The organism is Immundisolibacter sp., assembly GCF_050250495.1.
In the GTDB taxonomy this organism is placed as follows: domain Bacteria; phylum Pseudomonadota; class Gammaproteobacteria; order Immundisolibacterales; family Immundisolibacteraceae; genus Immundisolibacter.
In genome coordinates, this window is the sequence record NZ_JBFWOM010000005.1 from 44403 (window position 1) to 67576 (window position 23174).

Annotated in this window: 22 protein-coding genes and 1 tRNA gene; 15 read left to right on the forward strand and 8 right to left on the reverse strand. The window is 69.5% G+C overall.

The features are described from left to right. Nucleotides 1–114 precede the first annotated feature (114 nt). Complete coding sequence (locus AB7F93_RS05395; RefSeq protein WP_428301864.1) at nucleotides 115–1824, forward strand: proline--tRNA ligase; 1710 nt, start codon at nucleotides 115–117, stop codon at nucleotides 1822–1824. Here AB7F93_RS05395 and AB7F93_RS05400 read toward each other — a convergent pair. The 5 genes from AB7F93_RS05400 to hemA are packed head-to-tail and all read right to left on the reverse strand — an operon-like array spanning nucleotide 1821 to nucleotide 6727. Further along, the gene (locus AB7F93_RS05400; RefSeq protein ID WP_428301865.1) at nucleotides 1821–2732 is read right to left on the reverse strand and encodes a bile acid:sodium symporter family protein; all 912 of its coding nucleotides are present in this window, start codon (nucleotides 2730–2732) and stop codon (nucleotides 1821–1823) included. The two genes, AB7F93_RS05395 and AB7F93_RS05400, sit on opposite strands and share 4 nt — an antisense overlap. A 41-nt stretch (nucleotides 2733–2773) precedes the next feature. Beyond that, the gene (locus tag AB7F93_RS05405) at nucleotides 2774–3541 is read right to left on the reverse strand and encodes a HesA/MoeB/ThiF family protein (RefSeq protein ID WP_428301866.1); all 768 of its coding nucleotides are present in this window, start codon (nucleotides 3539–3541) and stop codon (nucleotides 2774–2776) included. After that, entirely contained in the window at nucleotides 3529–4389 is an 861-nt protein-coding gene (gene prmC / locus AB7F93_RS05410) for a peptide chain release factor N(5)-glutamine methyltransferase (protein ID WP_428301867.1), read from the reverse strand. Before prmC ends, AB7F93_RS05405 begins: the two co-directional genes overlap by 13 nt. Beyond that, on the reverse strand, nucleotides 4386–5471 hold the full coding sequence (gene prfA / locus AB7F93_RS05415; protein ID WP_428301868.1) for a peptide chain release factor 1: 1086 nt from the start codon (nucleotides 5469–5471) through the stop codon (nucleotides 4386–4388). Before prfA ends, prmC begins: the two co-directional genes overlap by 4 nt. After that, nucleotides 5468–6727, reverse strand: a complete 1260-nt coding sequence (hemA, locus tag AB7F93_RS05420) for a glutamyl-tRNA reductase (protein ID WP_428301869.1) — start codon at nucleotides 6725–6727, stop codon at nucleotides 5468–5470. The genes prfA and hemA overlap by 4 nt, the downstream gene beginning before the upstream one ends. A 128-nt stretch (nucleotides 6728–6855) precedes the next feature. Here hemA and AB7F93_RS05425 point away from each other — a divergent pair, with 128 nt between their 5' ends. The 12 genes from AB7F93_RS05425 (at nucleotide 6856) to AB7F93_RS05480 (ending at nucleotide 18692) form a co-directional block, all read left to right on the forward strand. Next, complete coding sequence (locus AB7F93_RS05425; protein WP_428301870.1) at nucleotides 6856–8538, forward strand: tetratricopeptide repeat protein; 1683 nt, start codon at nucleotides 6856–6858, stop codon at nucleotides 8536–8538. After that, nucleotides 8535–9140, forward strand: a complete 606-nt coding sequence (gene lolB / locus AB7F93_RS05430) for a lipoprotein insertase outer membrane protein LolB (RefSeq protein ID WP_428301871.1) — start codon at nucleotides 8535–8537, stop codon at nucleotides 9138–9140. Before AB7F93_RS05425 ends, lolB begins: the two co-directional genes overlap by 4 nt. Next, nucleotides 9130–9993, forward strand: a complete 864-nt coding sequence (ispE, locus tag AB7F93_RS05435; protein WP_428301872.1) for a 4-(cytidine 5'-diphospho)-2-C-methyl-D-erythritol kinase — start codon at nucleotides 9130–9132, stop codon at nucleotides 9991–9993. Before lolB ends, ispE begins: the two co-directional genes overlap by 11 nt. A gap of 13 nt (nucleotides 9994–10006) precedes the next feature. Continuing rightward, nucleotides 10007–10081 (forward strand) — tRNA-Gln (locus AB7F93_RS05440). A 42-nt stretch (nucleotides 10082–10123) separates the two neighbouring features. Then, the gene (locus AB7F93_RS05445; RefSeq protein WP_428301873.1) at nucleotides 10124–11077 is read left to right on the forward strand and encodes a ribose-phosphate pyrophosphokinase; all 954 of its coding nucleotides are present in this window, start codon (nucleotides 10124–10126) and stop codon (nucleotides 11075–11077) included. A gap of 129 nt (nucleotides 11078–11206) precedes the next feature. Then, nucleotides 11207–11833, forward strand: a complete 627-nt coding sequence (locus AB7F93_RS05450) for a 50S ribosomal protein L25/general stress protein Ctc (protein WP_428301874.1) — start codon at nucleotides 11207–11209, stop codon at nucleotides 11831–11833. Further along, the gene (pth, locus tag AB7F93_RS05455) at nucleotides 11823–12437 is read left to right on the forward strand and encodes an aminoacyl-tRNA hydrolase (RefSeq protein WP_428301989.1); all 615 of its coding nucleotides are present in this window, start codon (nucleotides 11823–11825) and stop codon (nucleotides 12435–12437) included. The genes AB7F93_RS05450 and pth overlap by 11 nt, the downstream gene beginning before the upstream one ends. A 30-nt stretch (nucleotides 12438–12467) precedes the next feature. Then, a complete protein-coding gene (ychF, locus tag AB7F93_RS05460; protein ID WP_428301875.1) occupies nucleotides 12468–13559 on the forward strand; it encodes a redox-regulated ATPase YchF in 1092 nt (363 codons plus the stop codon). A gap of 400 nt (nucleotides 13560–13959) precedes the next feature. Further along, complete coding sequence (locus AB7F93_RS05465; RefSeq protein ID WP_428301876.1) at nucleotides 13960–14988, forward strand: molybdopterin-guanine dinucleotide biosynthesis protein MobB; 1029 nt, start codon at nucleotides 13960–13962, stop codon at nucleotides 14986–14988. Further along, nucleotides 14985–16661 carry an ABC transporter transmembrane domain-containing protein gene (locus AB7F93_RS05470; RefSeq protein WP_428301877.1) on the forward strand — a complete coding sequence of 559 codons (1677 nt, stop codon included), beginning with the start codon at nucleotides 14985–14987 and terminating at the stop codon, nucleotides 16659–16661. Before AB7F93_RS05465 ends, AB7F93_RS05470 begins: the two co-directional genes overlap by 4 nt. A 59-nt stretch (nucleotides 16662–16720) precedes the next feature. Further along, nucleotides 16721–17512 carry a hypothetical protein gene (locus AB7F93_RS05475; protein ID WP_428301878.1) on the forward strand — a complete coding sequence of 264 codons (792 nt, stop codon included), beginning with the start codon at nucleotides 16721–16723 and terminating at the stop codon, nucleotides 17510–17512. A gap of 13 nt (nucleotides 17513–17525) precedes the next feature. Continuing rightward, nucleotides 17526–18692, forward strand: a complete 1167-nt coding sequence (locus AB7F93_RS05480) for an OprO/OprP family phosphate-selective porin (protein ID WP_428301879.1) — start codon at nucleotides 17526–17528, stop codon at nucleotides 18690–18692. A gap of 84 nt (nucleotides 18693–18776) precedes the next feature. On the opposite strand, the gene AB7F93_RS05485 is transcribed toward AB7F93_RS05480, so the two are convergent. The 3 genes from AB7F93_RS05485 to AB7F93_RS05495 are packed head-to-tail and all read right to left on the reverse strand — an operon-like array spanning nucleotide 18777 to nucleotide 20952. Next, nucleotides 18777–19280 (reverse strand): flavin reductase family protein, encoded by a 504-nt coding sequence (locus AB7F93_RS05485; RefSeq protein WP_428301880.1) that lies wholly within the window; start codon nucleotides 19278–19280, stop codon nucleotides 18777–18779. 2 nt (nucleotides 19281–19282) lie between these two features. After that, entirely contained in the window at nucleotides 19283–19690 is a 408-nt protein-coding gene (locus tag AB7F93_RS05490) for a group III truncated hemoglobin (protein WP_428301881.1), read from the reverse strand. After that, nucleotides 19687–20952 (reverse strand): SRPBCC family protein, encoded by a 1266-nt coding sequence (locus AB7F93_RS05495; protein WP_428301882.1) that lies wholly within the window; start codon nucleotides 20950–20952, stop codon nucleotides 19687–19689. Before AB7F93_RS05495 ends, AB7F93_RS05490 begins: the two co-directional genes overlap by 4 nt. Nucleotides 20953–21114: 162 nt before the next feature. Here AB7F93_RS05495 and AB7F93_RS05500 point away from each other — a divergent pair, with 162 nt between their 5' ends. Together AB7F93_RS05500 and AB7F93_RS05505 are read left to right on the forward strand one after the other, a co-directional pair. Next, a complete protein-coding gene (locus AB7F93_RS05500) occupies nucleotides 21115–21966 on the forward strand; it encodes an AAA family ATPase (RefSeq protein WP_428301883.1) in 852 nt (283 codons plus the stop codon). A gap of 9 nt (nucleotides 21967–21975) precedes the next feature. Continuing rightward, the gene (locus AB7F93_RS05505) at nucleotides 21976–23148 is read left to right on the forward strand and encodes a vWA domain-containing protein (RefSeq protein ID WP_428301884.1); all 1173 of its coding nucleotides are present in this window, start codon (nucleotides 21976–21978) and stop codon (nucleotides 23146–23148) included. The last annotated feature ends 26 nt before the right edge of the window (nucleotides 23149–23174 follow it).

Below are 23174 nucleotides of genomic sequence, written 5' to 3' on the forward strand. Positions count from 1 at the left end.
TCGGCCCGAGGGCGGGCCTCCCGCAATCCCGGCTTCGTCAGACTCTTGCGGCACGAACCCTCGCGGCGGGGATAATTTCACCCTTCCCCGCTACCCGCTGCCCAAGGAGTCCCCATGCGCACCTCGCGCTTTCTGCTGGCCACGCTGCGCGAAGACCCGTCCGACGCGGAGGTGATCAGCCAGCGCCTGATGCTGCGCGCCGGCATGATCAACCGCCTGGCGGCCGGCATCTACAGCTGGCTGCCGCTGGGTCTGCGCGTGCTGCGCCGCGCCGAGCGCGTGGTGCGTGAGGAAATGGACCGCGCCGGCGCGCAGGAGCTGCTGATGCCGGCCATCCAGCCGGCCGAGCTGTGGCAGGAATCCGCGCGCTGGGAAAAATACGGCCCGGAGCTGCTGCGCATCCGGGACCGCCACGCGCGCGAGTTCTGCTTCGGCCCCACGCACGAGGAGGTCATCACCGACATCGTGCGCCAGAAGGTGACGAGCTACCGCCAGCTGCCGGCGGCGTTCTACCAGATCCAGACCAAGTTCCGCGACGAGATCCGGCCGCGCTTTGGCGTGATGCGGGCGCGCGAATTCCTGATGAAGGACGCCTACTCCTTCCACCGCGACGCGGCGAGTCTCGACGAGACCTACGAGACCATGTACGCGGCCTACAGCGCCATCTTCACGCGGCTTGGCCTGCGCTTTCGGCCGGTGGCGGCCGACACCGGCAGCATCGGCGGCGCGAGTTCGCACGAGTTCCACGTGCTGGCCGATTCCGGCGAGGACGCCATCGCCTACTCCGAAGGCGGCTACGCGGCCAACGTGGAGCTGACGCCCGCCCCGCCGCCCGCGCCGCGCCCGGCGCCCATGGCGAGCCGCGAGTCGGTGCACACGCCCGGCCAGCACACCATCGCCGAGGTGAGCGCGTTCCTTGAGGTGCCGGCCGAGCGCATCATCAAGACACTGGTGCTGCGCGGTGCGGAGGGCGGCCTCGTCGCGCTGCTGCTGCGCGGCGATCACGAGCTCAATGCCGTGAAGGCGCTGCGCCTGCCGCAGCTGGCGCAGCCGCTGCAATTCGCCGCCCCGGCTGAGGTGCAGACGGCGCTCGGCTGCGACTTTGGCTCCGTGGGGCCGGTCGATTTTCCGGGCCCGGTGATTGCCGATCAGGACGCCGCGGCGCTGGCGGACTTCGTGTGCGGCGCCAACGCCAACGGCTACCACCTCACCGGCGTCAACTTCGGCCGCGACCTGCCGGAACCGGACGTGGCCGACATCCGCAACGTGGTGGCCGGCGAGCCGGCGCCGGACGGGTCGGGGCCGCTTGCGATTGCCCGCGGCATCGAGGTCGGCCACGTGTTCAAGCTCGGCACCGTGTACAGCGAAAAGCTCGCCTGCACCGTGCTCGACGAGAACGGCCGCGATGCGGTGATGACCATGGGCTGCTACGGCATCGGCGTGTCGCGCGTGGTGGCGGCCGCCATCGAGCAGAACCACGACGAGCGCGGCATCGTCTGGCCGCAGGCGCTGGCGCCGTTCGAGGTCGCCCTGGTGCCGATCAACCTGCACAAGTCGCCGGCCGTGGCCGAAGCCGCCGAGAAGCTCTACGCGGAGCTGACCGCGGCGGGCGTGGACGTGCTGCTCGACGACCGCCCCGAGCGGCCAGGCGTGATGTTCGCCGACATGGACCTGATCGGCATTCCGCATCGCCTCGTCATCGGCGAGCGGGGCCTCAAGGACGGTCTTGTCGAATACAAGTCGCGCCGCGCCGAGGCGGCCGAGAACATCCCACTGGCCGAAGCCACCGGCTTCATCCGTACCGCGCTGGCCGGCCTGCCTTAACGCCCGCGCCGCCAGGCGGCGGCCAGCGCGAGGCCGGCGAGGTTCTGCCACACCGAGAACAGCGCCGCCGGCAGCGCCGCGAGCGCCGGCAGGAACTTGATCGCCAGCGCCGTGGCGAGGCCGGAGTTCTGCATGCCGACCTCGATGGCGATGGCGCGCCGCTGCGCCGGGTTCGCGCCGCCAAGGCGCGCGCCAAGATAGCCGAGCGAGAAGCCGAGCACGTTGTGCAGCACCACGGCGCCGGCCACCAGCGCCCCGACGACGCCAAGCTGGTGGCGATTGAGCGCCACGATGATGGCGACGACGAGCGCCACCAGCAACATGGAAAGCCCCGGCAGCCAGCGCGCGAGCGCACCGGCAACGCCGCCGAGGTAGCGGCGCAGCAACACGCCGGCCAGCACCGGCAGCAGCACGATGCGCAGGATGTCGAGCAGCATGGCGAGCGCCGGCACCTCCACCCGCGCGCCGGCCAGCCACAGCGTGAGCCAGGGCGTCAGCAGCGGCGCCACCAGCGTGGAGGCCGCGGTCATGGCCACCGACAGCGCCACATCGCCCCGGGCGAGGTACGTCATCACGTTCGACGCCGTGCCGCCCGGGCAGGCGCCAACCAGAATCACGCCGGCGGCCAGCGCCGCGGGCAGGTGCAGCGCGCCGGCGAGCGCAAAGCCGACCGCCGGCATGACCGCGAACTGAAGACCGATGCCCAGCAGCAGCCAGCGCGGGCGGCGCAGCACGGCGGCGAGCTGCGCGCCGGTCAGCGTCAGGCCCATGCCGAACATGATCAGCCCCAGCGCCGGCACGATGGCGGCCTTGAGCGGCACGAACACCTGCGGCGCAAACCACGCGCCCGCGCAGGCGAGCAGCAGTGCGGCGGTCGGCAGCAGCGCCTCCTGGCGGGTAGTGGACACGGGCGGGGATTCCGCCAGCGGCGAGTCGTCGGGCGCCGGCATCAAGACGCCGCGCGGCGCGCCTGACACACCGGACAATCCGGGTCTTGTCGCAGGCCAATCGCCCGCCATTCGCTGCGCCGGCCGTCGAACATCAACAGGCGCCCGGCAAGCCCGGTTTCCATGCCGAGCAGGACCTTGATCGCTTCGAGCGCCTGCATGGCGCCGATCACGCCGACGATGGGCGGCAGCACGCCGACCCGCGCGCAGGGCTCGGCCTCGCTGCCGGTCTCGCGGTACAGACACCGGTAGCAGGGCGCGTCCGGGCGGTCCAGGCGAAACACCGACACCTGGCCCTCGAAGCGGATGCCGGCGCCGGACACGAGCGGCTTTCGCGCCGCCGCGCAGGCGGCGTTGATGGCGAAGCGGGTGTCGAAGTTGTCGGTGCAATCGAGCACCAGATTCACCGCCGCCACCTGCGCGGCGAGCTTTCCCTCGTCCAGGCGCGCGGTGACGGGCGTGACCTCGATCAGCGGGTTAAGTGCCAGCAGCGCGTCGCGGGCGGATTCCGCCTTCGCACGGCCGACGTCGGCGGTGCGGTGCAGCACCTGCCGGTGCAGGTTCGACACGTCCACCTGATCGTGATCGGCCACCGTGAGATGCCCCACGCCGGCACCGGCCAGGTACAGCGCCGCCGGCGAGCCGAGGCCGCCGAGACCCACGATCAGCACCCGCGCGTCCATCAGGGCCGCCTGGCCGCCGAAATCCACCTCCGGCAACACCAGCTGGCGCGCGTAGCGGTGCAGTTCGTCGTCGTTCAGTTCGCGCATGGTGTCTGGCCCAAGGTGACGCGCGGGTGGCCGGCGAGGTCGGTATGTGTTTCCACGTTCGAAAAACCGCCCGCCGTCAGCCGTGCGCGCACGGCGGCGCCCTGCGTGGTGCCGTGTTCCAGCAGCAGCCAGCCGCCCGGCAGCAGGTGCGCGGCGGCGCCGGCCACAATGACTGCGAGATCGGCAAGCCCGGCGGCGGCGGCGAGCGCGGTGCGCGGCTCGTGCCGCAGACCGTCGCCCGTGAGGCACGGGTCGTCTGGCGCCACGTACGGCGGGTTGCTGACGATGACGTCAAACCGCCGCCCGGCGAGCGGCGCGTACCAGTCGCCGTGCAGGCATTCGACATCGAGCCCGAGCCGCGCCGCGTTGCGCGTGGCGACCGCGAGCGCCGCCGCGCTGCGGTCGGTGGCGGTGATCCGCCAGCCGGGCCGCTCGCTCTTGAGCGCCAGCGCGATCGCGCCACTGCCGGTGCCCAGATCGACCAGCGCGCCGCGCGCGCCCATGCGCGCCAGCGCCAGTTCCACCAGCAATTCGGTTTCCGGGCGCGGCACCAGCACGTCCGGCGTGACGTCGAGCTCCAGCGTCCAGAAGCCCTGCGTGCCGCGCAGGTACGCCATCGGCTCGCCGGCAAGGCGCCGCGCGAGCAGCGCCTCGAAGCGCTGCATCGCCGCCGCATCCAGCGCGCGCCCGCCGTGCGTGAGCAGCCAGCTGCGCGGCACGGCCAGCGCCAGCGCCAGCAGCTGCGGGCAGTCGTCGGCCACGTGCGGCTGGCCGGCGCAGCGCCGACGGGCCGCGGCCAGCGTGTCCTGCACCGTGGGCATCGCGTCGGTCACGGCAGGCGCGCTCATGCGATCCCCAAACTCGCCAACTGCTCGGCCTCGTACTCGCGCCGCAGCGGGTCGATCAGCGCGTCCAGATCGCCCGCCATCACCTGCTCGATCTTGTACAGCGTGAGGTTGATGCGGTGGTCGGTGACGCGGCCCTGCGGGAAGTTGTAGGTGCGGATGCGCTCGGAGCGGTCGCCGGAGCCGACCAGGCTGCGCCGCGTGGCGGCCTGCGCCGCCTGCTGGCGGCTGCGCTCAGCCTCCAGCAGGCGCGATTGCAGCAGCGCCATGGCGCGGGCGCGGTTCTTGTGCTGCGAGCGTTCTTCCTGGCACTCGACCACGGTGCCGGTCGGCAGGTGCGTGATGCGGATGGCGGAATCGGTCTTATTGACGTGCTGGCCACCGGCGCCGGATGCCCGATACGTGTCCACGCGCAGCTCGGCCGGGTTGATGGGGATGCTGTCGACCTCGTCCACCTCCGGCAGCACCGCCACCGTGCAGGCCGACGTGTGGATGCGGCCCTGAGCCTCGGTGACCGGCACACGCTGCACGCGATGGCCGCCGGATTCGAACTTCAGGCGCGCGTACACGCCGCGGCCCTCGATGCGCACGATCACTTCCTTGTAGCCGCCGTGCTCGCCCTCGCTGGCGCTGACCACCTCGCAGCGCCAGCCCTGCGTCTCCGCGTAGCGCAAATACATGCGCAGCAGGTCGCCGGCGAACAGGGCCGCCTCGTCGCCGCCGGTGCCGGCGCGGATTTCAAGATAGATGTTGCGGCGGTCGTCCGGATCCGCCGGCAGAAGCAGGCGTTGCAGCTCGGCTTCGCTCGCGTCGAGCTGGTCGGCGAGCGCCGGCAGCTCGGCCTCGGCAAGCTCGCGCAGCTCCGCATCGTCGCCGGCGGCGAGCGCGCGCGCCTCATCGAGCGCCGCCTGCAGGCCGACGAATTGCCGGTAGCCCTCGGCGGTGGGCGTGAGTTCCGCGTGCTCGCGGGCGAGCGCGGCGTAGCGCTGCCCGTCCTCGGCGAGCGCCGGGTCGGCCAGCAGTACGGTGAGTTCCTGGTGGCGCTCGTCGGCAGACCGAAGGCGCGTCTCGATCGATGGCTTCATGCGTTCCCGTCGAATCCCAACAGCCGGCGCATGGCGTCGAGCAGCGCCGCGTCGCCCTGCTCGCCGGCACGGCGTATCTGCACTGACGGGCCGTGCGCCAGCTTGTTGGTGAGGTCGTGCGCCAGGCGCCGGATCACCTGCTCGGGCGGGTGACCGTGGGCAAGGTCCGCCAGCGCGCGCTCGGTTTCCACATCGCGCGTGCGCAGCATGCCGCCGCGCAGCGCTTTCACCAGCGGCACCGCCTGCTGGGCGTTGCACCACTCGACGAAGGCGTCGACCTGGGCGTCCACGATGCGCTCGGCCTCGGCGAGTGCCGCCTGGCGCGATTGCAGGCCCTCCTGCACCACGCCGCGCAGGTCATCCACCGTGTAGAGGTACACGTCGCGCAGGCTCGCCACCTCGGACTCGATGTCGCGCGGCACGGCCAGATCAACCAGAAACATGGGCCGCCGCCGCCGCGCCTTGAGCGCGCTCTCCACCGTGCCCTTGCCGAGGATGGGCAGCTCGCTGTTGGTGGACGACAGCACGATGTCGGCGCGCTCCAGCACCGCCGGCACGGCGGCGAGCGGCACCGCCTGCGCGCCATACGGCGCGGCGAGCTGCTGGGCGCGCGCGAGCGTGCGGTTGGCGATGGTGATGCTGCGCACGCCCTGGCCGTGCAGGTGGCGCAGGGTGAGTTCCGCCGTGTCGCCGGCGCCGATGATGAGCGCCGTGTGGCGGCTGAGGTCACCGAAAATCTGCCGCGCGAGACTCACCGCCGCGAACGCCACCGACACCGGATTGGCGCCAATCGCCGTGTCGGTGCGGATGCGCTTGGCGACCGCGAACGCCTGCTGGTAGGTCCGCCCGAGCCACTTGCCGACGCCACCGGCGCGCTGCGCGAGCTCGTAGGCGTCCTTCATCTGGCCGAGGATCTGCGGCTCGCCGATCACCAGCGAGTCGAGCCCGCCGGCCAGGCGAAACAGATGCCGCGCGGCGAGCGGCCCGCGGAAGATGGCCAGGTACGGGTCGACGGGCTTTTGCAGCGCCGCGCAGGCGTGGCGGAACCAGTCGAGCGGCGCCGGCGCGTCGGCGTCGTCGAGCGCCACCACCAGCTCCGTGCGGTTGCAGGTGGACAGAAGGCTCGCTTCGGCGACCGCCGGTTGCAGCAGCAGCGAGCGCAGGTGCGTTTCCATGCGTTCCGGCACGATGGCCACCCGCTCGCGCACGTCGACCGGCGCGGTGTGGTGGTTGATGCCGAGGGCGACTAGCTGCATGGCGGGATCGGGCCGGCGGTGCGGATGGCGGGCGCGGACGGCGGGCGCATAATAGGTCGGTAATCCCGCGCCGCCCGCCGCTTGCGGGCTACTGGAACCGACACCCGGCGGGCCGGGTCTTAAGCGGCATGCGCAAACACCTGCTCACTTTGGTCGCTGCGTGGCTGTTGCTGGGCTGCGCCAACCGCGCCTCGCCGCCGCCGCAGGCGTCCACGCCGCCGTTCGACAGCGCCCGCACGGAGGCGATCTTCGACCTGCTGCTGGCCGACACCGCCGCCCAGCGCGGCGACCCCGCGCACGCGGTCGCGAAGTATATCGCCGTGGCCGAGCGGGCCGGAAATGCCGCCCTGGCGCGCCAGGCGGTGCAGACGGCGCTGCACGCGCAGGACATGCCGGGAGCCATCACCGCCGCTGAGGCCTGGCAGCGCATCGAGCCGCAAAGCGTCGATGCCGCCCAGTTGCTGACCGGCCTCGAACTGCAACAGGGCAACGCCGACAAGGCGCGCGCGCACCTGCGCCGCCTGCTGACGCTGAAGACCTTTCAGTCCCGGCAGGACTACCTGAACCTGGTGCGCCTGCTGAACCAGAACGTGCCGCCGGACACGCTGTTCGGCGTGCTGGACGCGCTGCTGGAGATGCGCCCGGACGACCCGCAGGCGCTGTTCGCGTACAGCCTGGCAGCAACCGGCCTTGGCCAGCCCGAGCGGGCGGACCAGCCGTCGGCGCGGCTGGTCGAGCTACAGCCGCAGGTCGACGAGGCGCTGCTGCTGCGCGCGCAAGTGTTGCTGCAAACCCGCCAGGCGCCCGCCGCGACGGACTTGTTGCGCGGCTTTCTGACCAGCCATCCGCGGCATACCGCAGTGCGCCTGACGCTTGCCCGGGCGTTGCTGGAGGAGAAGGACTACGCTGGCGCGCGGCGCGAGTTCGAGGCCGTGCTGCGCTACGAGCCGGGCAACGCGGACGCGCGCCTGGCGGCGGCGCTGCTGGCCGGTCAGATGGGCGATCGGCGCGTCGCCCGCGGCCAGTTGCTGAAGCTCGCCGGCGACAGCAAGCAGGCCGACCAGGCCAACTACTACCTCGGCAAGCTCGCCGAGGACGCGGCCGACACGCGCGAGGCAATCGCCCGCTACGCGCGGGTGCACGACGGCGAGCACCGCGCGGATGCGCTGCTGCGCCGCGCGAGCCTGCTCGCCGCGCGCGGCGACCTCGACGCCGGCCTGGCGCTGCTGAATGCCGCGGCGTCCGATACGGACGACGATCGGCTGCGGTTCCTGCTGGCCCAGTCGGACCTGCTGCTCGACGCCGACCGGCCGCTGCAGGCCGAGGCGCTCATCAACGAGGCGCTGGCGCACGACCCGAACAGCATGGATCTGCTGTTCGCGCGCTCGATGGTGCTCGACAAGCTCAACCGCCGCCCGGAAATGGAGCGGGATCTCAAGCGCATTCTTGAAATCGACCCCAAGAACGCCAACGCCCTGAACGCCTGGGGTTACACGCTTGCCAATCACGGGGAACGCCTCGACGAGGCGCACGACCTCATCAAGCGCGCGCTGGAGCAGTCCCCCGACAACCCCTACATCCTCGATAGCCTGGGCTGGGTGCTGTACCGCAAGGGCGATCTCATCGGCGCGGAAGCGCATCTGCGCCGCGCGCTCGCGCTGCTGCCGGACGCCGAGGTGTACGCCCACCTGGCCGAGGTGCTGCACGCGCAGGGCCGCACCACCGAGGCGCGCGAGATCCTGCGCGAGGGACTTGCGAAATCGCCCAAGGATGCCCGCCTGCTCGGCGTGCAGGGCAAGCTCGACCCGTGAGGCGGCTGGCCCTGCTGGTGCTGTGCGCCGCGCTGTCGGCGTGCGCCGCGCGCGGGCCGGTCGCGCCGCCGGGAGCGCCCAGTTCGTTCGCGGATCGCCTGGCGGCGCTCGACCTGCTCGGCGACTGGGCGCTGCAAGGGCGGCTGGCGCTCAAGGGCAGCCGCGATTCCGCCAGCGGCAGCGTGCACTGGTGGCAGGGCAGGGAAAGTTTCGATCTGCGCCTGCACGGTGCCTTCGGGCGTGGCGCGCTACGGTTGACCGAGAACACCGCCGGGGCGCGTCTGGAGCGCGCCGACGAGGCACCCATCGAGGCCTCCAGCGCCGCCGTGCTTCTGGCCGATGCGCTGCCCGACACACCGTTGCCGCTCGGCAACCTGCGCTACTGGGTCACCGGGCGGCCGGCGCCGGGCGCGGTCGACGCGCAGCAGCTCGACGCCGACAACCGGCTTGCGCTGCTGCGTCAGGACGGCTGGGAAATCCGTTATCTCGAATACCAGCCGGTGCCGCCGTGGGCGCTGCCAAGCAAGCTGCAGGCGACCCGCGGCGATATCGAACTGCGCCTTGCCGTGAAGCGGTGGCTGCCGGGTGCCCATGCCCCCTGACGCCGGCACCTGGTGGCCGGCGCCGGCCAAGATCAACCTGTTCCTGCACGTCGTCGGCCGCCGGGCGGACGGCTACCACCTGCTGGAGACGCTGTTCCAGTTCGTTGATCTTGGCGACGAGCTGCGCTTCACACCGCGCAAGGATGGCGAGATTCGCCTGCTGACGCCGCTGCCGGGCGTGGCGCCGGAGCAGGACCTGTGCGTGCGGGCGGCGCGCGCGTTGCAAGCGCACAGCCGCTGCCCGCTGGGCGCGGACATCGAGGTCGTGAAGCGCATTCCGATGGGCGGCGGCCTCGGCGGCGGGAGTTCCGATGCCGCCACCACGCTGCTGGTGCTGGACCGGCTGTGGGGTGTCGACCTGCCGCGGGCCGACCTGGCCGCGCTCGGGCTTGCACTCGGCGCCGACGTGCCGGTGTTCATCGGCGGCCGGGCGGCGTTTGCGCAGGGCGTTGGCGAGCAACTCACGCCCGTGGAGCCGGGCGAGCTGGCCGAGCCGTGGTACCTGATCGTCGATCCCGGCGTTGCGGTGGCCACGGCGCGCGTGTTCGCCGACCCGAAATTGACACGCAATACCCCGCCCGTGACAATTTCCGCCCTTCGCAGCGGGCCGGTTAGCAACGACTGTCTGCCGGTTACGCGGGCGCTCTACCCGGAAGTGGACGCCGCCTGCCGGTGGCTGTCCAGCTTCGGCGAGGCGCGACTGTCCGGCACCGGCGGCTGCCTTTTCGCGCGCTTCGAGGCGCGGTCGGCGGCCGAGCAGGTGTTGGCCCGCCTGCCGGCGCCGTGGCGCGGCTGGGTAGTGCGCGGCCTGAACCGTCACCCGCTGCATGAGCGGCTGGCTGCGCGCGATTGATCACGATTTCCGCTGGGGTGTCGCCAAGCGGTAAGGCACGGGGTTTTGATCCCCGCATTCCCAGGTTCGAATCCTGGCACCCCAGCCACTTCTCGCGCCCTGCGCGCTTGTTGCTCCAGTCGAGGAATCCATGGCCTACGGCGGCATGATGGTGTTTTCGGGCAGCGCCTGCCCGAAGCTGGCGGAATCCATCTCGCATTACCTCGGCCAGCCGCTCGGCAAGGTGGTGGCGGATCGCTTCAGCGACGGCGAGGTGCAGGTCGAGGTTATCGACAACGTGCGCGGCAAGGACGTGTTCATCGTCCAGTCGACCGGCGCGCCGACCGACCAGAACCTGATGGAACTGCTGATCATGGTCGATGCCATGCGGCGGGCCTCGGCGGCGCGCATCACGGCGGTCATGCCGTACATGGGCTACTCGCGCCAGGACCGGCGCATGCTGGGTGCGCGGGTGCCGATCTCGGCCAAGGTGGTGGCCAAGATGATCGCCGCTGCCGGCACGGATCGCGTGCTCACGGTGGACCTGCACGCCGACCAGATTCAGGGCTTCTACGACATCGCCATCGACAACGTGTACGCGTCGCCGGTGCTGCTGGGCGACATCTGGCGGCACAGCTACGACGACCTGATGGTGGTGTCGCCGGACGTGGGCGGCGTGGTGCGCGCCCGGGCGCTGGCCAAGCATCTCGACGACGCGGACCTAGCCATCATCGACAAGCGCCGCCCGCGCGCCAACCAGTCGCAGGTGATGAACATCATCGGCGACGTCGGCGGGCGCACCTGCGTGATGATCGATGACCTGGTCGACACCGCCGGCACGCTGGGCAAGGCGGCAGATGCGCTCAAGCAGCACGGCGCCAAGCGCGTGGTGGCCTACGTGACGCACCCGGTGCTGTCCGGCAAGGCGGTCGAGAACATCGTCGGCAGCAGTCTCGACGAGCTGGTGGTCACCGACACCCTGCCGCTGCGCGCGGACGCCGCCTCCTGCCCGCGCATCCGCCAGCTCAGCATTGCCGAGCTGCTGGCGGAGACCATGCGCCGCATCAGCGACGAGGACTCCGTCAGCACGCTGCTGATGGGCTGAATCGGCTGCGCCGCCAAGCTGTAGTACCATTTCGCGTTTCGTTTTTTCCGCGCAGCCGTGGCCGGCCCCGCCCGCCACGCACGATCCGCGACTGCGCGGGTTTTACCGTCCCCCGGGAGTGTGTCGGCCATGGACAACCAGTTTCAGATCACCGCCGAGGCGCGCAGCGACCTTGGCACCGCCTTCTCGCGCCGCGTGCGTCGCGCCGGCCGCGTGCCGGCCGTCATCTACGGCGCCGGCCAGCCGAACGCCGACATCACGCTGGACCACAACGACACCATCCACCATCTGGAAAAGGAAGCCTTCCATTCCCACGTGCTGACGGTGGACGTGGGCGGCCGCAACGAGCAGGTGGTGCTGCGCGACGTGCAGATGCACCCCTACAAGCGGCAGGTGATGCACCTCGACTTCCTGCGCGTGAGCGCCGACCGCAAGCTGCGCATGGTGGTGCCGCTGCACTTCATCGGCGAGGCCGTGGCGCCGGGCGTGAAGCAGGGCGGCGGCATCGTGTCCCACCTGATGCCGGAAGTCGAAATCGAGTGCCTGGCCAAGGACTTGCCGGAGTTCATCGCGGTCGACATCAGCAAGCTGGAGATTGACCAGTCGGTGCATCTGTCCGGCCTCGTGCTGCCGGCTGGCGTGACCATTCCGGCGCTGGCGCTGGGGCATGACCACGACCTGTCGGTCGTGTCGATCCACGCCCCGCGCAAGGCCGAGTCCGACGCGCCGGAAGCCGGCGAAAAACCTGCCGGCTGATCCAGCCCCAACCGGGGGCGACGACGTGGTCGAACTCATCGTCGGCCTCGGCAACCCAGGCCCGCGTTATGCCGACACCCGGCACAACGCGGGCTTTTGGTTTGTGGAGCGCCTCGCGGCCGCCGAGCGCCTCACGCTGAAGGCCGAGACGCGCTTTCACGGCGAAGTGGCCACGTGGTCCCGGCCGACTGGCGACGTGCGCCTGCTGAAGCCGCTCACCTTCATGAACGAGAGCGGTCGCTCGGTGCAGGCACTGGCGGCGTACTACCGCATCCCGGTCGAGCACATTCTGGTGGTGCACGACGAGCTCGATCTTGCGCCCGGCGACGTGCGCCTGAAGTCCGGCGGCGGCCACGGCGGGCACAACGGCCTGCGCAGCACCATCGGTGCGCTGAACTCGCCGGCCTTTCTGCGTCTTCGGGTCGGCATCGGCCACCCCGGCGCGGCGCCGCTGGTCACGCCCTACGTGCTCGGCAAGCCGCCGGCCGATCAGGCACGGCTGATCGAAGACGCCCTCGACGGCGCGCTCGGGCTGCTGCCGCGCCTGCTGGCCGGCGAGACAGCGCCCGTGATGCAAGCCCTCAACACCCGTCCGGCGCGCTAGCGCCCGGTCACTCAACGCTCAGGAATCGCCATGGGTTTTCGCTGCGGCATCGTCGGCCTGCCAAACGTAGGCAAATCGACGCTCTTCAACGCCCTCACGCAGGCCGGCATCGCGGCCGAGAACTACCCGTTCTGCACCATCGACCCGCACGTCGGCATCGTCGCCATGCCGGACCCGCGCCTGGACCGGCTGGCCGAGATTGTCAAGCCGCAAAAGGTGGTGCCGACCAGCATGACCTTCGTCGACATCGCGGGTCTGGTGGCCGGCGCGTCGAAGGGCGAGGGCCTCGGCAACCAGTTCCTCGCCAACATCCGCGAGACCGAGGCCATCGCGCACGTGGTGCGCTGCTTCGAGAACGACGACGTGGTGCACGTGGCGGGCGGCGTGGACCCGCTGCGCGACATCGACGTCATCGACACCGAGCTCGCGCTGGCCGATCTTGAAACCGTCGAGCGCGCGCTGCAGCGCGTCGGCAAGCGCACCAAGACCGGCGACAAGGCGGCGCTGGCCGAACAGGCGCTGCTCGAAAAAGTGCGCGCGTGTCTGGATCAGGCCAAACCGGTACGCAGCCTGCGCCTAGCGTCCGATGAAGCCGCGCCACTCACCGAACTGCACCTGCTCACCGCAAAGCCCGTCGTCTACATCGCCAACGTGGCCGAGGACGGTTTCACCGACAACCCGCTACTGGCGGCCGTGCAGCAGCGCGCGGCCGAGGAAGGCGCCGAGGTGGTGGCGGTGAGCGCGGCCATCGAAGCGGAATTGGCCCAGCTCGACGCCGATGCACGCGCCGAATTCCTGGCCGAACTGGGTCTTGAAGAACCCGGCCTCGACCGCGTGATCCGCGCCGGCTACCGCCTGCTCGGGCTACAGACCTACTTCACCGCCGGCGAGAAGGAAGTCCGCGCCTGGACCATCGCCATCGGCGCCACCGCGCCGCAGGCGGCAGGCGTCATCCACACCGACTTCGAGCGCGGCTTCATCCGCGCCGAGGTCATCGCCTACGACGACTTCATCGCCCACAAGGGCGAGGCCGGCGCCCGCGAGGCCGGCAAGTGGCGCCTGGAAGGTAAGGAGTACACCGTCCACGACGGCGACGTGGTGCATTTCCGCTTCAACGTGTGACCGGCACAGTGCCCCTTGTCTTGGGCGCGGCCTGCCGCGCGAAAAAAAATCGCCCCGCCCTTCAGGTGGACGGGGAACTTGCCGATAAAGGCAGATGAACCGTCCTCCACCCAGCCTTCAAGGGAGGCTTCAAGGTGCCAGAAGCAGCATCCGGTGCCGTGCTTCCTTTGGTTGATGGGGTTCTGAAGTCGCTGCGCGGGGCCGTGGCCGACCTGGCTGGTTGGCACTTTGGAGCGAGCCGAAAGGGGGTGTCGGCACGTACTGTCTCGCCGCGTGCTGCCGAAGGGGCGGAAGGCTCACCGGCAAGGACGTCGGCGTCGGCATGCAACCGACGGTACCGAGTGCATGGAGGGAGGCATTAAACGTGCACGTTGCACTTAACGGAGCTGGCCTGCGGGCCATGCGCGCCAAGCGTTCGTTCGTCTGCAGGCACGTCGAGTTCGATCAGGTCGTCGACCTGTCGAAAGCCTTGTGGCCGAGCACCGGCGATGTCGTGCTCGCCGCCGTCAACGAACTCGGGCATCACGTTCGCCTCGAATCACCGGAAGGCCGGCGCGTGCAGCTGTATGTCGGCGACGAGGTGTTGGTCGCTTACGGCGCACGGTACGCGCCGGATCAATTCGAGTCGGTGGTTCCGTCGGATATGGGTGCCTGCGATCTTGTCGCCGCCGGCGGCATCGCCTCCCGCGTCATCGCGCGTCACGCCAATGTGAAGCGGCCGACCGTCATCACGCCGTTGGGCATCCTGACGGATGCCGCCGGATGTGCCATCAACCTGCGCCGCTTCGTGGACATGCCGTTGCGCAAACCGGCCGTGGCGCATCAGGTCGTGGCGGTGGTCGGCACGTCAATGAACGCCGGCAAGACCACGGCGGCGGCCAACCTCATTCGCGGGCTGAGCCAAGGCGGATTGCGCGTTGGCGCCTGCAAGCTGACGGGCACCGGTTCGGGTGGCGATCTTTGGGCGATGCGGGATGCAGGCGCTGTGCTGGCGCTCGACTTCACCGACGAGGGTTTCGCCACGACGGCGGGTGCGGATTTGGCGGAGCTCGAACAGGCGGCGCGACGGTTGCTGGACCGCGTGGAGTCGGCCGATCTGGACGTCGTGGTGGTCGAAATTGCCGACGGTTTGCTGCAGCGCGAAACGGCTGCGCTGCTGAATACGGCGTCCTTCGTGGATCGTCTTGATGCGGTCTTGCTGGCGGCCGCCGATTCGCTGGGGGCGCTGATGGGAGCAGCCTGGCTGCGCGAGCGCCATCTGCCGCTACGCGCTGTGACGGGCTTGCTGACCTCTTCGCCGCTTGCCGCCAGGGAGGCGCAGCAGCACCTCGATGTCGACGTCGTGCACACCGCGATGCTGCTCGATTCGACCTACGTCACACGGCTGTGTTTTCAAGGGGCGCGCCGTTCCCTCAGCGCGGTTCGATGATCAGTCTGTGGCGGGGGCGGCGCGTGTTGTTCGCAGGGCTTGTCGCGGCGAGCCTTGGGCTCGCCGGCCTGGCGGCAACGGTGGCGTATTGCGTGCAAGTGGGCGTCGATGCGCTGGTGCGAGGCAAGCCGCTGCCGGGCCAGGCGCTCGCTTTGGGCGCCGTGTTTCTGGGCATGGCCGGCCTCGGCGTGGTGCTGGAAATCTTCCGCACGCGCGCCGCGGAACGCATCGGCCTGGGCTATGTCGCGCAGCTGCGCGCAGCGCTATTCGAACGTGTCCTTCGTGCCTCGCCGGAGCTGCTTGCGCAGCGCGGGCAGGGCGGGCTGCTGCTGCCGTTCGTGGGTGATCTCACCGCCATCAAGAAATGGGTAAGCGATGGCTTGGTTCGCCTCATCTCGGCGGTCGTGAGCAGTGTGTTGCTGCTCGGTGTTCTGACGGGGAAATCCCCGCTCCTGGGCCTGGCTGCCGGCGCGGTGCTGTTGTGTGCGATGCTCGCCGTGCTGGCCTTGGCGGCACCGCTGAACAGCGCCATCCGGGAAACACGGCATAGGCGTGGCGCGATAGCCGCCTTCGTGTCGCGTTCGATTCGCGGGGCCGGAACGATAAGGGCGTTTCATCGGTTCGATCGGGAACGCAAACGCCTGGCGCGCCGCAATGCGGCCCTGATGACGGCCGGATTGCGCCTGGCCGGCATATCGGGTGCCATGACCGCGACCGTGCATGTGGCGGCCTTGATGCTGATGGCCGTGACCTTGCTGGTGGGCGCCGCGCAGGTGCGCACCGGCGCAGTGAGCATCGGCGTTGTCGCGGCAGCCCTGTCGATCAGCGGCCTGCTCGCGGGTGCGGTACGGGACTTGGGCGTCGCGTTCGAGTTGTGGCGCCGCGCCAAGGTGTCCCTGGGCAAGATCAAGAATGCGCTGGCCATCGAGGCGGCGGTGACGCCGGCACGTTCAAGGCGCGGGCCACTGGACGGGCATGCCGCGGCGGTTGCACTGCGTGGCGTCGCGATAGACGGGCTGATCGCGAATTTCAGCGCCGACCTCACGTGCGGCGACGTCATCAACGTGGCCGGCGCGAGCGGTGCGGGCAAGTCCGCGCTGCTTGCCAGCATTGCCCGTTTGCGGGATGCCGATCATGGCCGGGTGCGGATTGCCGGCCGCAATGTGCGGGACATGCACGAGAGGACCTTGCGCAGCCTGATCGGCTATGCCGGCCCCGCCGCGCCGCTGCTGCCAGGATCGATCGGCATGAATCTGCGGTACCGGGCGCCAGGCGCTGCCCAGGACGAGATCACACACGTCATGGCGTGTTGCAACATCGCCCCGATCCTTGCGCGCCTGCCGCGGGGGCTCGACACCCGGCTTCGCGAAGGCGCGCCCGAGCTGTCGAGCAATGAGCGCCAGCGGCTCGAAATTGCGCGCGCCATGCTCGGCAAGCCGCCGGTGTTGATCCTGGACGGTGTGGACACACACCTGGATGAGGACAGCGCGTCGCGACTTGCGGTGGCTCTGGCCGACTATGACGGCGTGGTTCTGCTGGCTGCCACCGCGCCGGTGTTGCAGCGGATCGCCACGATGACCTGGCGTATCGACAACGGCACCGTGCGGGCCACTGCCGGCCCCGGGCGGCGGCTCGAACTGGTGCGACATGAATCAATCGAGGGTTACCGGTGAAGCAGGACGCGACGCGGGTTAAGCGGCCATCGGGTCGGGGGGCGGTGCCGGCTCGCAAAGTGGCCTACTACGAGTTGGCGGGGCCCGTGAGCCGGCGATTTTTCTTTTATCGGGCAAACAACGAGACACCTGGCGCGCCGCTGTTGGTATCGGTGCACGGCATTGCCCGCAACGCCGCCGCACACGTCTACAAGCTGATCGACGAGGCGGAACGTCTTGGGCTCAGTATCGTCGCGCCGCTGTTCGAGAAGGATCTGTACGGGCAGTATCAGCAGCTTGTGGATACGCGCTCCAGCGTGCGCGCGGATCTGGCATTGGCGGACATTCTCGATGCCTGTGCGCGGCTGTCGGCCGCCAGCGTGGAGCGCGTGCTCCTGTTCGGCTTCTCGGGCGGCGCGCAATTTGCTCACCGATTCACGCTCGCTCATCCCGGCCGGGTGGCCAGTGCCGTTCTGGTCAGTGCCGGCTGGTATACCTTCCCGGACAAATCGCTTGCCTATCCCTTCGGTCTTGGCGATGAGGGGAAGATGGCGCCGCCGGGGCTGGACCTCGAACGGGCACTGCGCGTGCCGCAGCACGTGATGGTCGGAGAACTCGACATCGAGCGCGACAAGTCGTTACGGCAGGGCGATTGGCTCGATCATGTGCAAGGCGCCACGCGCCTGGAGCGCGCGCGCCGCTGGGTCGAGGCGATGAGCCGTGCGTCGACGCCATTGCCGGGAGCGGTGGCGCCGACGTTTGAGATTCTGCCGGGCGTCGCCCACAGTTTTGTCGATGCGGTGGAAACCGCTTTTTTACCCCGTCGGGTGTGCGATCGGTTTGCGGCCGACGCCGACCTGGCGATCATCTGAAACGGAGAGGCGAATGCCCAAGCCGATATCTACGTTGCTGAGTGCTACCGCTGTCGTGTGCGCCCTGGGGGGCGCGCCGGTTCACGCCCGGGAAGGTTTCTCGGCAGGGACCAATGGCCTGACCTACCGGACCGACGACGTCAAGGTCAATCTTGGCGGTCGCTTGCACTGGGATGCGGTGCAGATCGACGACGACGGGGTCGATTCGAGTGACCAGGACATTCGGCGTGCCCGTCTTGAGTTGAGCATGCGCTTTCTGGATGACTGGCGCCTGCGGGTGGATCGCGAGTTCACCAACGATGGCGCCTGGCGGAACGTCTGGCTCAGCTATGACGTCAACAGGCGCATCAGGCTCAAGGGCGGCAACTTCATCGCTCCGTTCAGCATGGAGGATCTGGGCGGCTCCAACGACTCGATGTTCATAGAGCGATCCCTGGCGCATGCGCTGGCGCCCGGTTACGGCAAGGGTGTCAGCGCCAGCTACGAGGGGCGACACTTCGGCGTCTCGGGCGGTTATTTCACCGACGCGATCGACGACGAGGACAGCATTCAGGCAGAGAAAGGGAACGGTGTGTCGATGCGTGCCACCTGGAACCCGATCGAGCGGCGCCGGCAGAAGGTGCACCTTGGCATCGGCTTCGATCGCCGCGTTTTCGACAACGACGAGTCGCGGCTGATCAGCTCGCGCCCGGAGGCCTATTTCGCGCCGACCGTGCTGACGACGGGCGCGCTGACCAATCTCGACAAATCGACCAGCTACAACCTCGAAGCGGCGTATTCACTGGGTCCGGTGCTCGTGCAAGGCCAGTACATCTCGACCGACTTGGATGGCTCCGGCGGCGGCGACCTGAAGCTCGACGGCTACTACGTGCAGGCGGGTTGGGTGCTGACGGGCGAACGGCATCTTTACAGTGATTCGGCGGGCACATTCGTCGGCATAAAGCCGCGTCATGAGTGGGGCGCCGTCGAACTGGCGGTGCGTCTGAGCGCGCTCGACCTGGGCGAGGCGGGTGCCTCGCGCAGCGGCGATGCCGACGACTGGTCCGCCGGCGTGAACTGGTACCTCGGGCGAAACTTCCGTCTGATGGCCAACCTGGTTCATGCCGATGTTGACGCGGTCAACCCGGCCCGGGATCGCGACATGGACATCCTGCAAACCCGGGCACAGCTGAATTTCTGAGTCGGCCTTCGCCACAGGGCCTTCGAGCCCTGTGGCGAAGGGGCGGGCGGGCTATCAATTGCCGGTACCGACAGGCCGGGCTGTTCACCCCCCGTAGAACACCTTCTCGCCGAGATCCTTCAGCCACAGCGTGGCGTCGTCTGCGCGCGCGGCGGGTTCCTGGCGTATCACCGCTTCGGTGACTTCACCCACGAACACGCTGTGATCGCCGCGTTCGACGGTGTCGATGAGCGTGCATTCGATGTACGCCGGCACGGCGTCCAGCACCGGTGCACCGTTGGCGCCGTCCCGGTAGGGCTGGCCGGACAGCAGACCCGGCGCGGCGTCGACGGGTTTGAAGAACGCAAAGGCAATGCCGCCCTGGTTCTTGCCGAGGATGTTCAGAGCGAACTTGCCGCTCGCCTTGATGACCGCGTGCGCGCCGGAGTCGGTCTTGACGCCTAGCGCCACCAGCGGCGGCGCGAATGACGCCTGCGTTACCCAGTTGACGGTGGCGGCGGCCACCTGGCCGTCCGGCGCCTTGCCGGTGAGCACGTACAGGCCGTACGGGATCATGCGCAGCGCGGTTTTCTTGTGTTTCTCGTCCATCCTCAGGGCTCCTTTTTTCTGACGGTCGGGTTTTGCAACTCCGTGCGCACCCAGTCGGCCATGCGCCGGGCCCGGGCAAGCCAGATGTCGGCGTCGTCCGGCGGCAGGTGATCGCGCAGCGTCGCCTCGAACAGGCGCAGCCACGGGTCCACCTGCTCGGGCCGCACGCCGAAGTGGCGGTGCACGGTGTGCGGATTGTAGGTGTCGCCCCGGTAGCGCTCGCCGCCGAGATCAAGCCACCAGAAATGCGCGATGCGCGCCTTGACCGCGTCCCAGTCGCGCACCTGCGCGAACGTGGGGCCAAGGTCGGGATCGCGCCGCGCGCGGCCGTAGAAGTCGGCGATCACAGCGGCGATGGTGTCGCGGCCCAGGCGCGCGGCCAGCGCGCGATGCGGATGCGCCGTGCTCACAGGCCGAGCGTGTCCCGGTACACCTGCCAGAAGGCGCGGATGTTGCCCTCCGACAGCAGGCTGCCGGTGGGCTCGACGCCGCGGCCTTCCATCTCGATGACTTCGGTGGCGCCGGCCTCGGCGGCCTCGGCCGCGCGCTGCACGAGCTCCGTGGCCTCGCCATCCTCCATCGAGATGAGGCCCGCCGGGCCGATCAGGTTGAACTGCTTGAGGCGAATCGCGGTGAGTTCCGCGTCGTCGTCGGCGTAGCCGAAGTGCGTCCACACGAGTTCGAAGTGCCCGACGCCCTTGGGCAGCACCTGGCGCACGGCGAGCGTGTTGGCGATCTGCTGGATCACGAGGTTCGGGAACAGCGTCTGGATCACCGCCGACTTGCCGTCGGCGAACTCCGGCCGGCCGGCCAGCAGCGTGGGGTCGGCCAGCGTGTAGGTTTCGTCGTAGGTGCGCAGCTTGTCGTCCACGTAACCGTCGCGACCGGATTCCGGCGCCTTGTTTTTCGACGTGAGCACGCTGTGCCGCAGCGTCGGGTCGAGCTCGATGCCGCCCTCCTGCGTCGATCGGTACAGGCCGAAGGTGCAGTGGAACAGGTGCAGCAGGCTCGCGTGATACGGATCGCGCAGGTTCTCGGCGTATACCTTCCAGTTGGCGTTCATGTACTGGCGGGTGGTGCCGAGCAGGCGCAGCGGGCGGTTGAAGATGCGCTGCACGTAGTGCGCGGCGGTGGCACCGATGTGCGCTTCCACCGCCGGCAGGCCGGCATCGAAGGTGCCGAACACGAGGCCGTGGTAGTCCTCGACGCGCAGCGTTTGCAAACCGTGATCGGCCAGCTCGAAGTCGGCCGGGTAGCCGCCCTTGCCACCCAAGCCCCGGCGAAACGGCACGCCGACCAGATTGCCGCCTGCGTCATACGCCCATTGGTGATAGACGCAGGTGTGCGTGCCGCTGGCGCCGACGTTGCCACGCAGCTCGCGACACACCAGCGCGCCGCGGTGGGCGCAGCGGTTCACCCAGGCGTGGATGGCGCCCTGCCCGTCCCGCGTCATCACTACCGGCGTGTCGCCGACGAAGGTGGCCTTGAAGTCGCCGGCGTTCGGGATCTCGGCGGCCAGTCCGAGGAAATTCCAGGCCGGGCCGCGGAAGATGCGTTCCTGCTCCAGCGCGTACAGGTCCGGGTCGGTGTACACCCGGTACGGCACGCGGGCGACGCCCTCGGCCGGCCAGTCCAGTTTCGGCGTGATGACAGGGGCGGCAGGCGCATTCATGGCCGTCTCCTCCGGCGGCGGGCTGGGGCGACAAATCTACGCCCGTGTGGCGCGCCGCGGGAAGCCGAGCGCCCGGCTCGGCAGACGCCCGGGGCCGGCTTTGAATGTGCGCCACAAGCGGCCATCATTGACGCTCGCCGCCCCCACCCGCCCGAGCACGCCATGACCGACCGCTTCACCGGCACCGACCGCTACGTCGCCACCGACGACCTGACGCTGGCGGTGAACGCCGCCATCACGCTGCAGCGCCCGCTGCTGATCAAGGGCGAGCCCGGCACCGGCAAGTCCATGCTGGCGGTGGAGGTGGCGCGCGCGCTCGGCAAGCCGCTGCTTGAGTGGCACGTGAAGTCCACCACCAAGGCGCAGCAGGGCCTGTACGAGTACGACGCCGTCGCGCGCTTGCGCGACTCGCAGCTCGGTGACGCGCGCGTGCACGACATCGGCAACTACATCATCCGCGGCAAGCTGTGGCAGGCCTTCGAGGCCGAAGAGGCGCCGGTGCTGCTGATCGACGAGATCGACAAGGCCGACATCGAGTTCCCGAACGACCTGCTGCTGGAGCTCGACCGCATGGAGTTCCACGTCTACGAGACGCGCGAAACCATCCGCGCCCGCCAGCGGCCGATCGTCATCATCACGTCCAACAACGAAAAGGACCTGCCGGACGCCTTCCTGCGGCGGTGCTTTTTCCACTACATCCGCTTCCCGGACGCGGACACCATGGCCCGCATCGTGGACACGCACTTCCCGGGGCTGAAGCGGGATCTGCTGGCCGCGGCGCTCGGCACGTTCTTTGAACTCCGCGACACGCCGGGCCTGACCAAGCGGCCGTCGACGTCCGAACTGCTCGACTGGATCAAGCTGCTGCTGGCAGAGGACATCCCGGCCGACGCGCTGCGCGCGGCCGACCTCAAGACCAGCCTGCCGCCGCTGTACGGCGCGCTGCTCAAGAACGAGCAGGACCTGCACCTGTTCGAGAAGCTGGTGTTCCTGCACCGGCGCGAGGGGCGCTGAGGCCGGGCCATGTTCGGCTCGTTTCTGGAACACCTGCGCGGCACCGGCATCCCGGTGAGCGTGCGCGAGTACCTCACGTTTCTGGAGGCGCTCGCCGCCGACGTGCCGCCGCACAGCGCGGACGGGCTCTACCACCTCGCCCGCTGCGCGCTGGTGAAGGACGAGAAGTTCTACGACCGCTTCGACACGGTGTTCGCGGCCTATTTTCGCGGCGCCGAACTGGCCTTCGGGGAGCTCGGCGGCGCGATTCCCGACGACTGGCTGCGCAAGGAAATCGAGAAGCTGCTGTCCGACGAGGACAAGGCCAAGCTCCAGTCGCTCGGCAGTCTCGACGCGCTATTGGAGACGCTGCGTCAGCGTCTTGCCGAGCAGCAGGGCCGCCACCAGGGCGGCAGCAAGTGGATCGGCACCGGCGGCACCTCGCCGTTTGGCCACGGCGGCTACCACCCGGAAGGCGTGCGCATCGGCGGCGAGGGCCGCCAGCGGCGCGCTGCCAAGGTGTGGGAGCAGCGGCAGTTTCGGGATCTCGACGACCAGGTCGAGCTCGGCACGCGCAACATCAAGGTGGCGCTGAAGGGCCTGCGGCGCCTGGCGCGCGAGGGTCTGCCCGAGGAACTCGACCTCGACGGCACCATCCGCGGCACGGCCCGGCGCGGGTATCTCGACCTTCACCTGCGCCCGGAGCTGAAAAACCGCGTCAAGGTGCTGCTGTTCCTGGACGTCGGCGGCTCCATGGACCCGCACGTGCGCCTGTGCGAGCGTCTGTTCTCGGCCGCGCGCGGCGAGTTCAGGCACCTCGAATATTTCTACTTCCACAACTGCGTCTACGAGCGCCTGTGGCGCAGCAACGCACGCCGGCACGCCGAGCGTTTCTCGACCTGGGACGTGCTGCGCAAGTACGGGCGTGACTGGAAGGTGATCTTCGTCGGCGACGCGTCGATGGCGCCGTACGAGATCACGCACGTCGGCGGCTCCGTCGAGCACCGCAACGACGAGGCCGGCGCCGTGTGGCTGCGCCGGCTGGTGGACGCCTGGCCGTCCGCGGCGTGGCTGAACCCCGAGCGCGAGGCGGACTGGGGCTATATTCCGTCGATCGGTCTGGTGCGCGAGCTGATGCAGGACCGCATGTACCCACTCACCGTGGGCGGGCTGGAGCGCGCCGTGCAGGCATTACGACGTTGACGCGGCGGACCATCACGCAGCCGCCG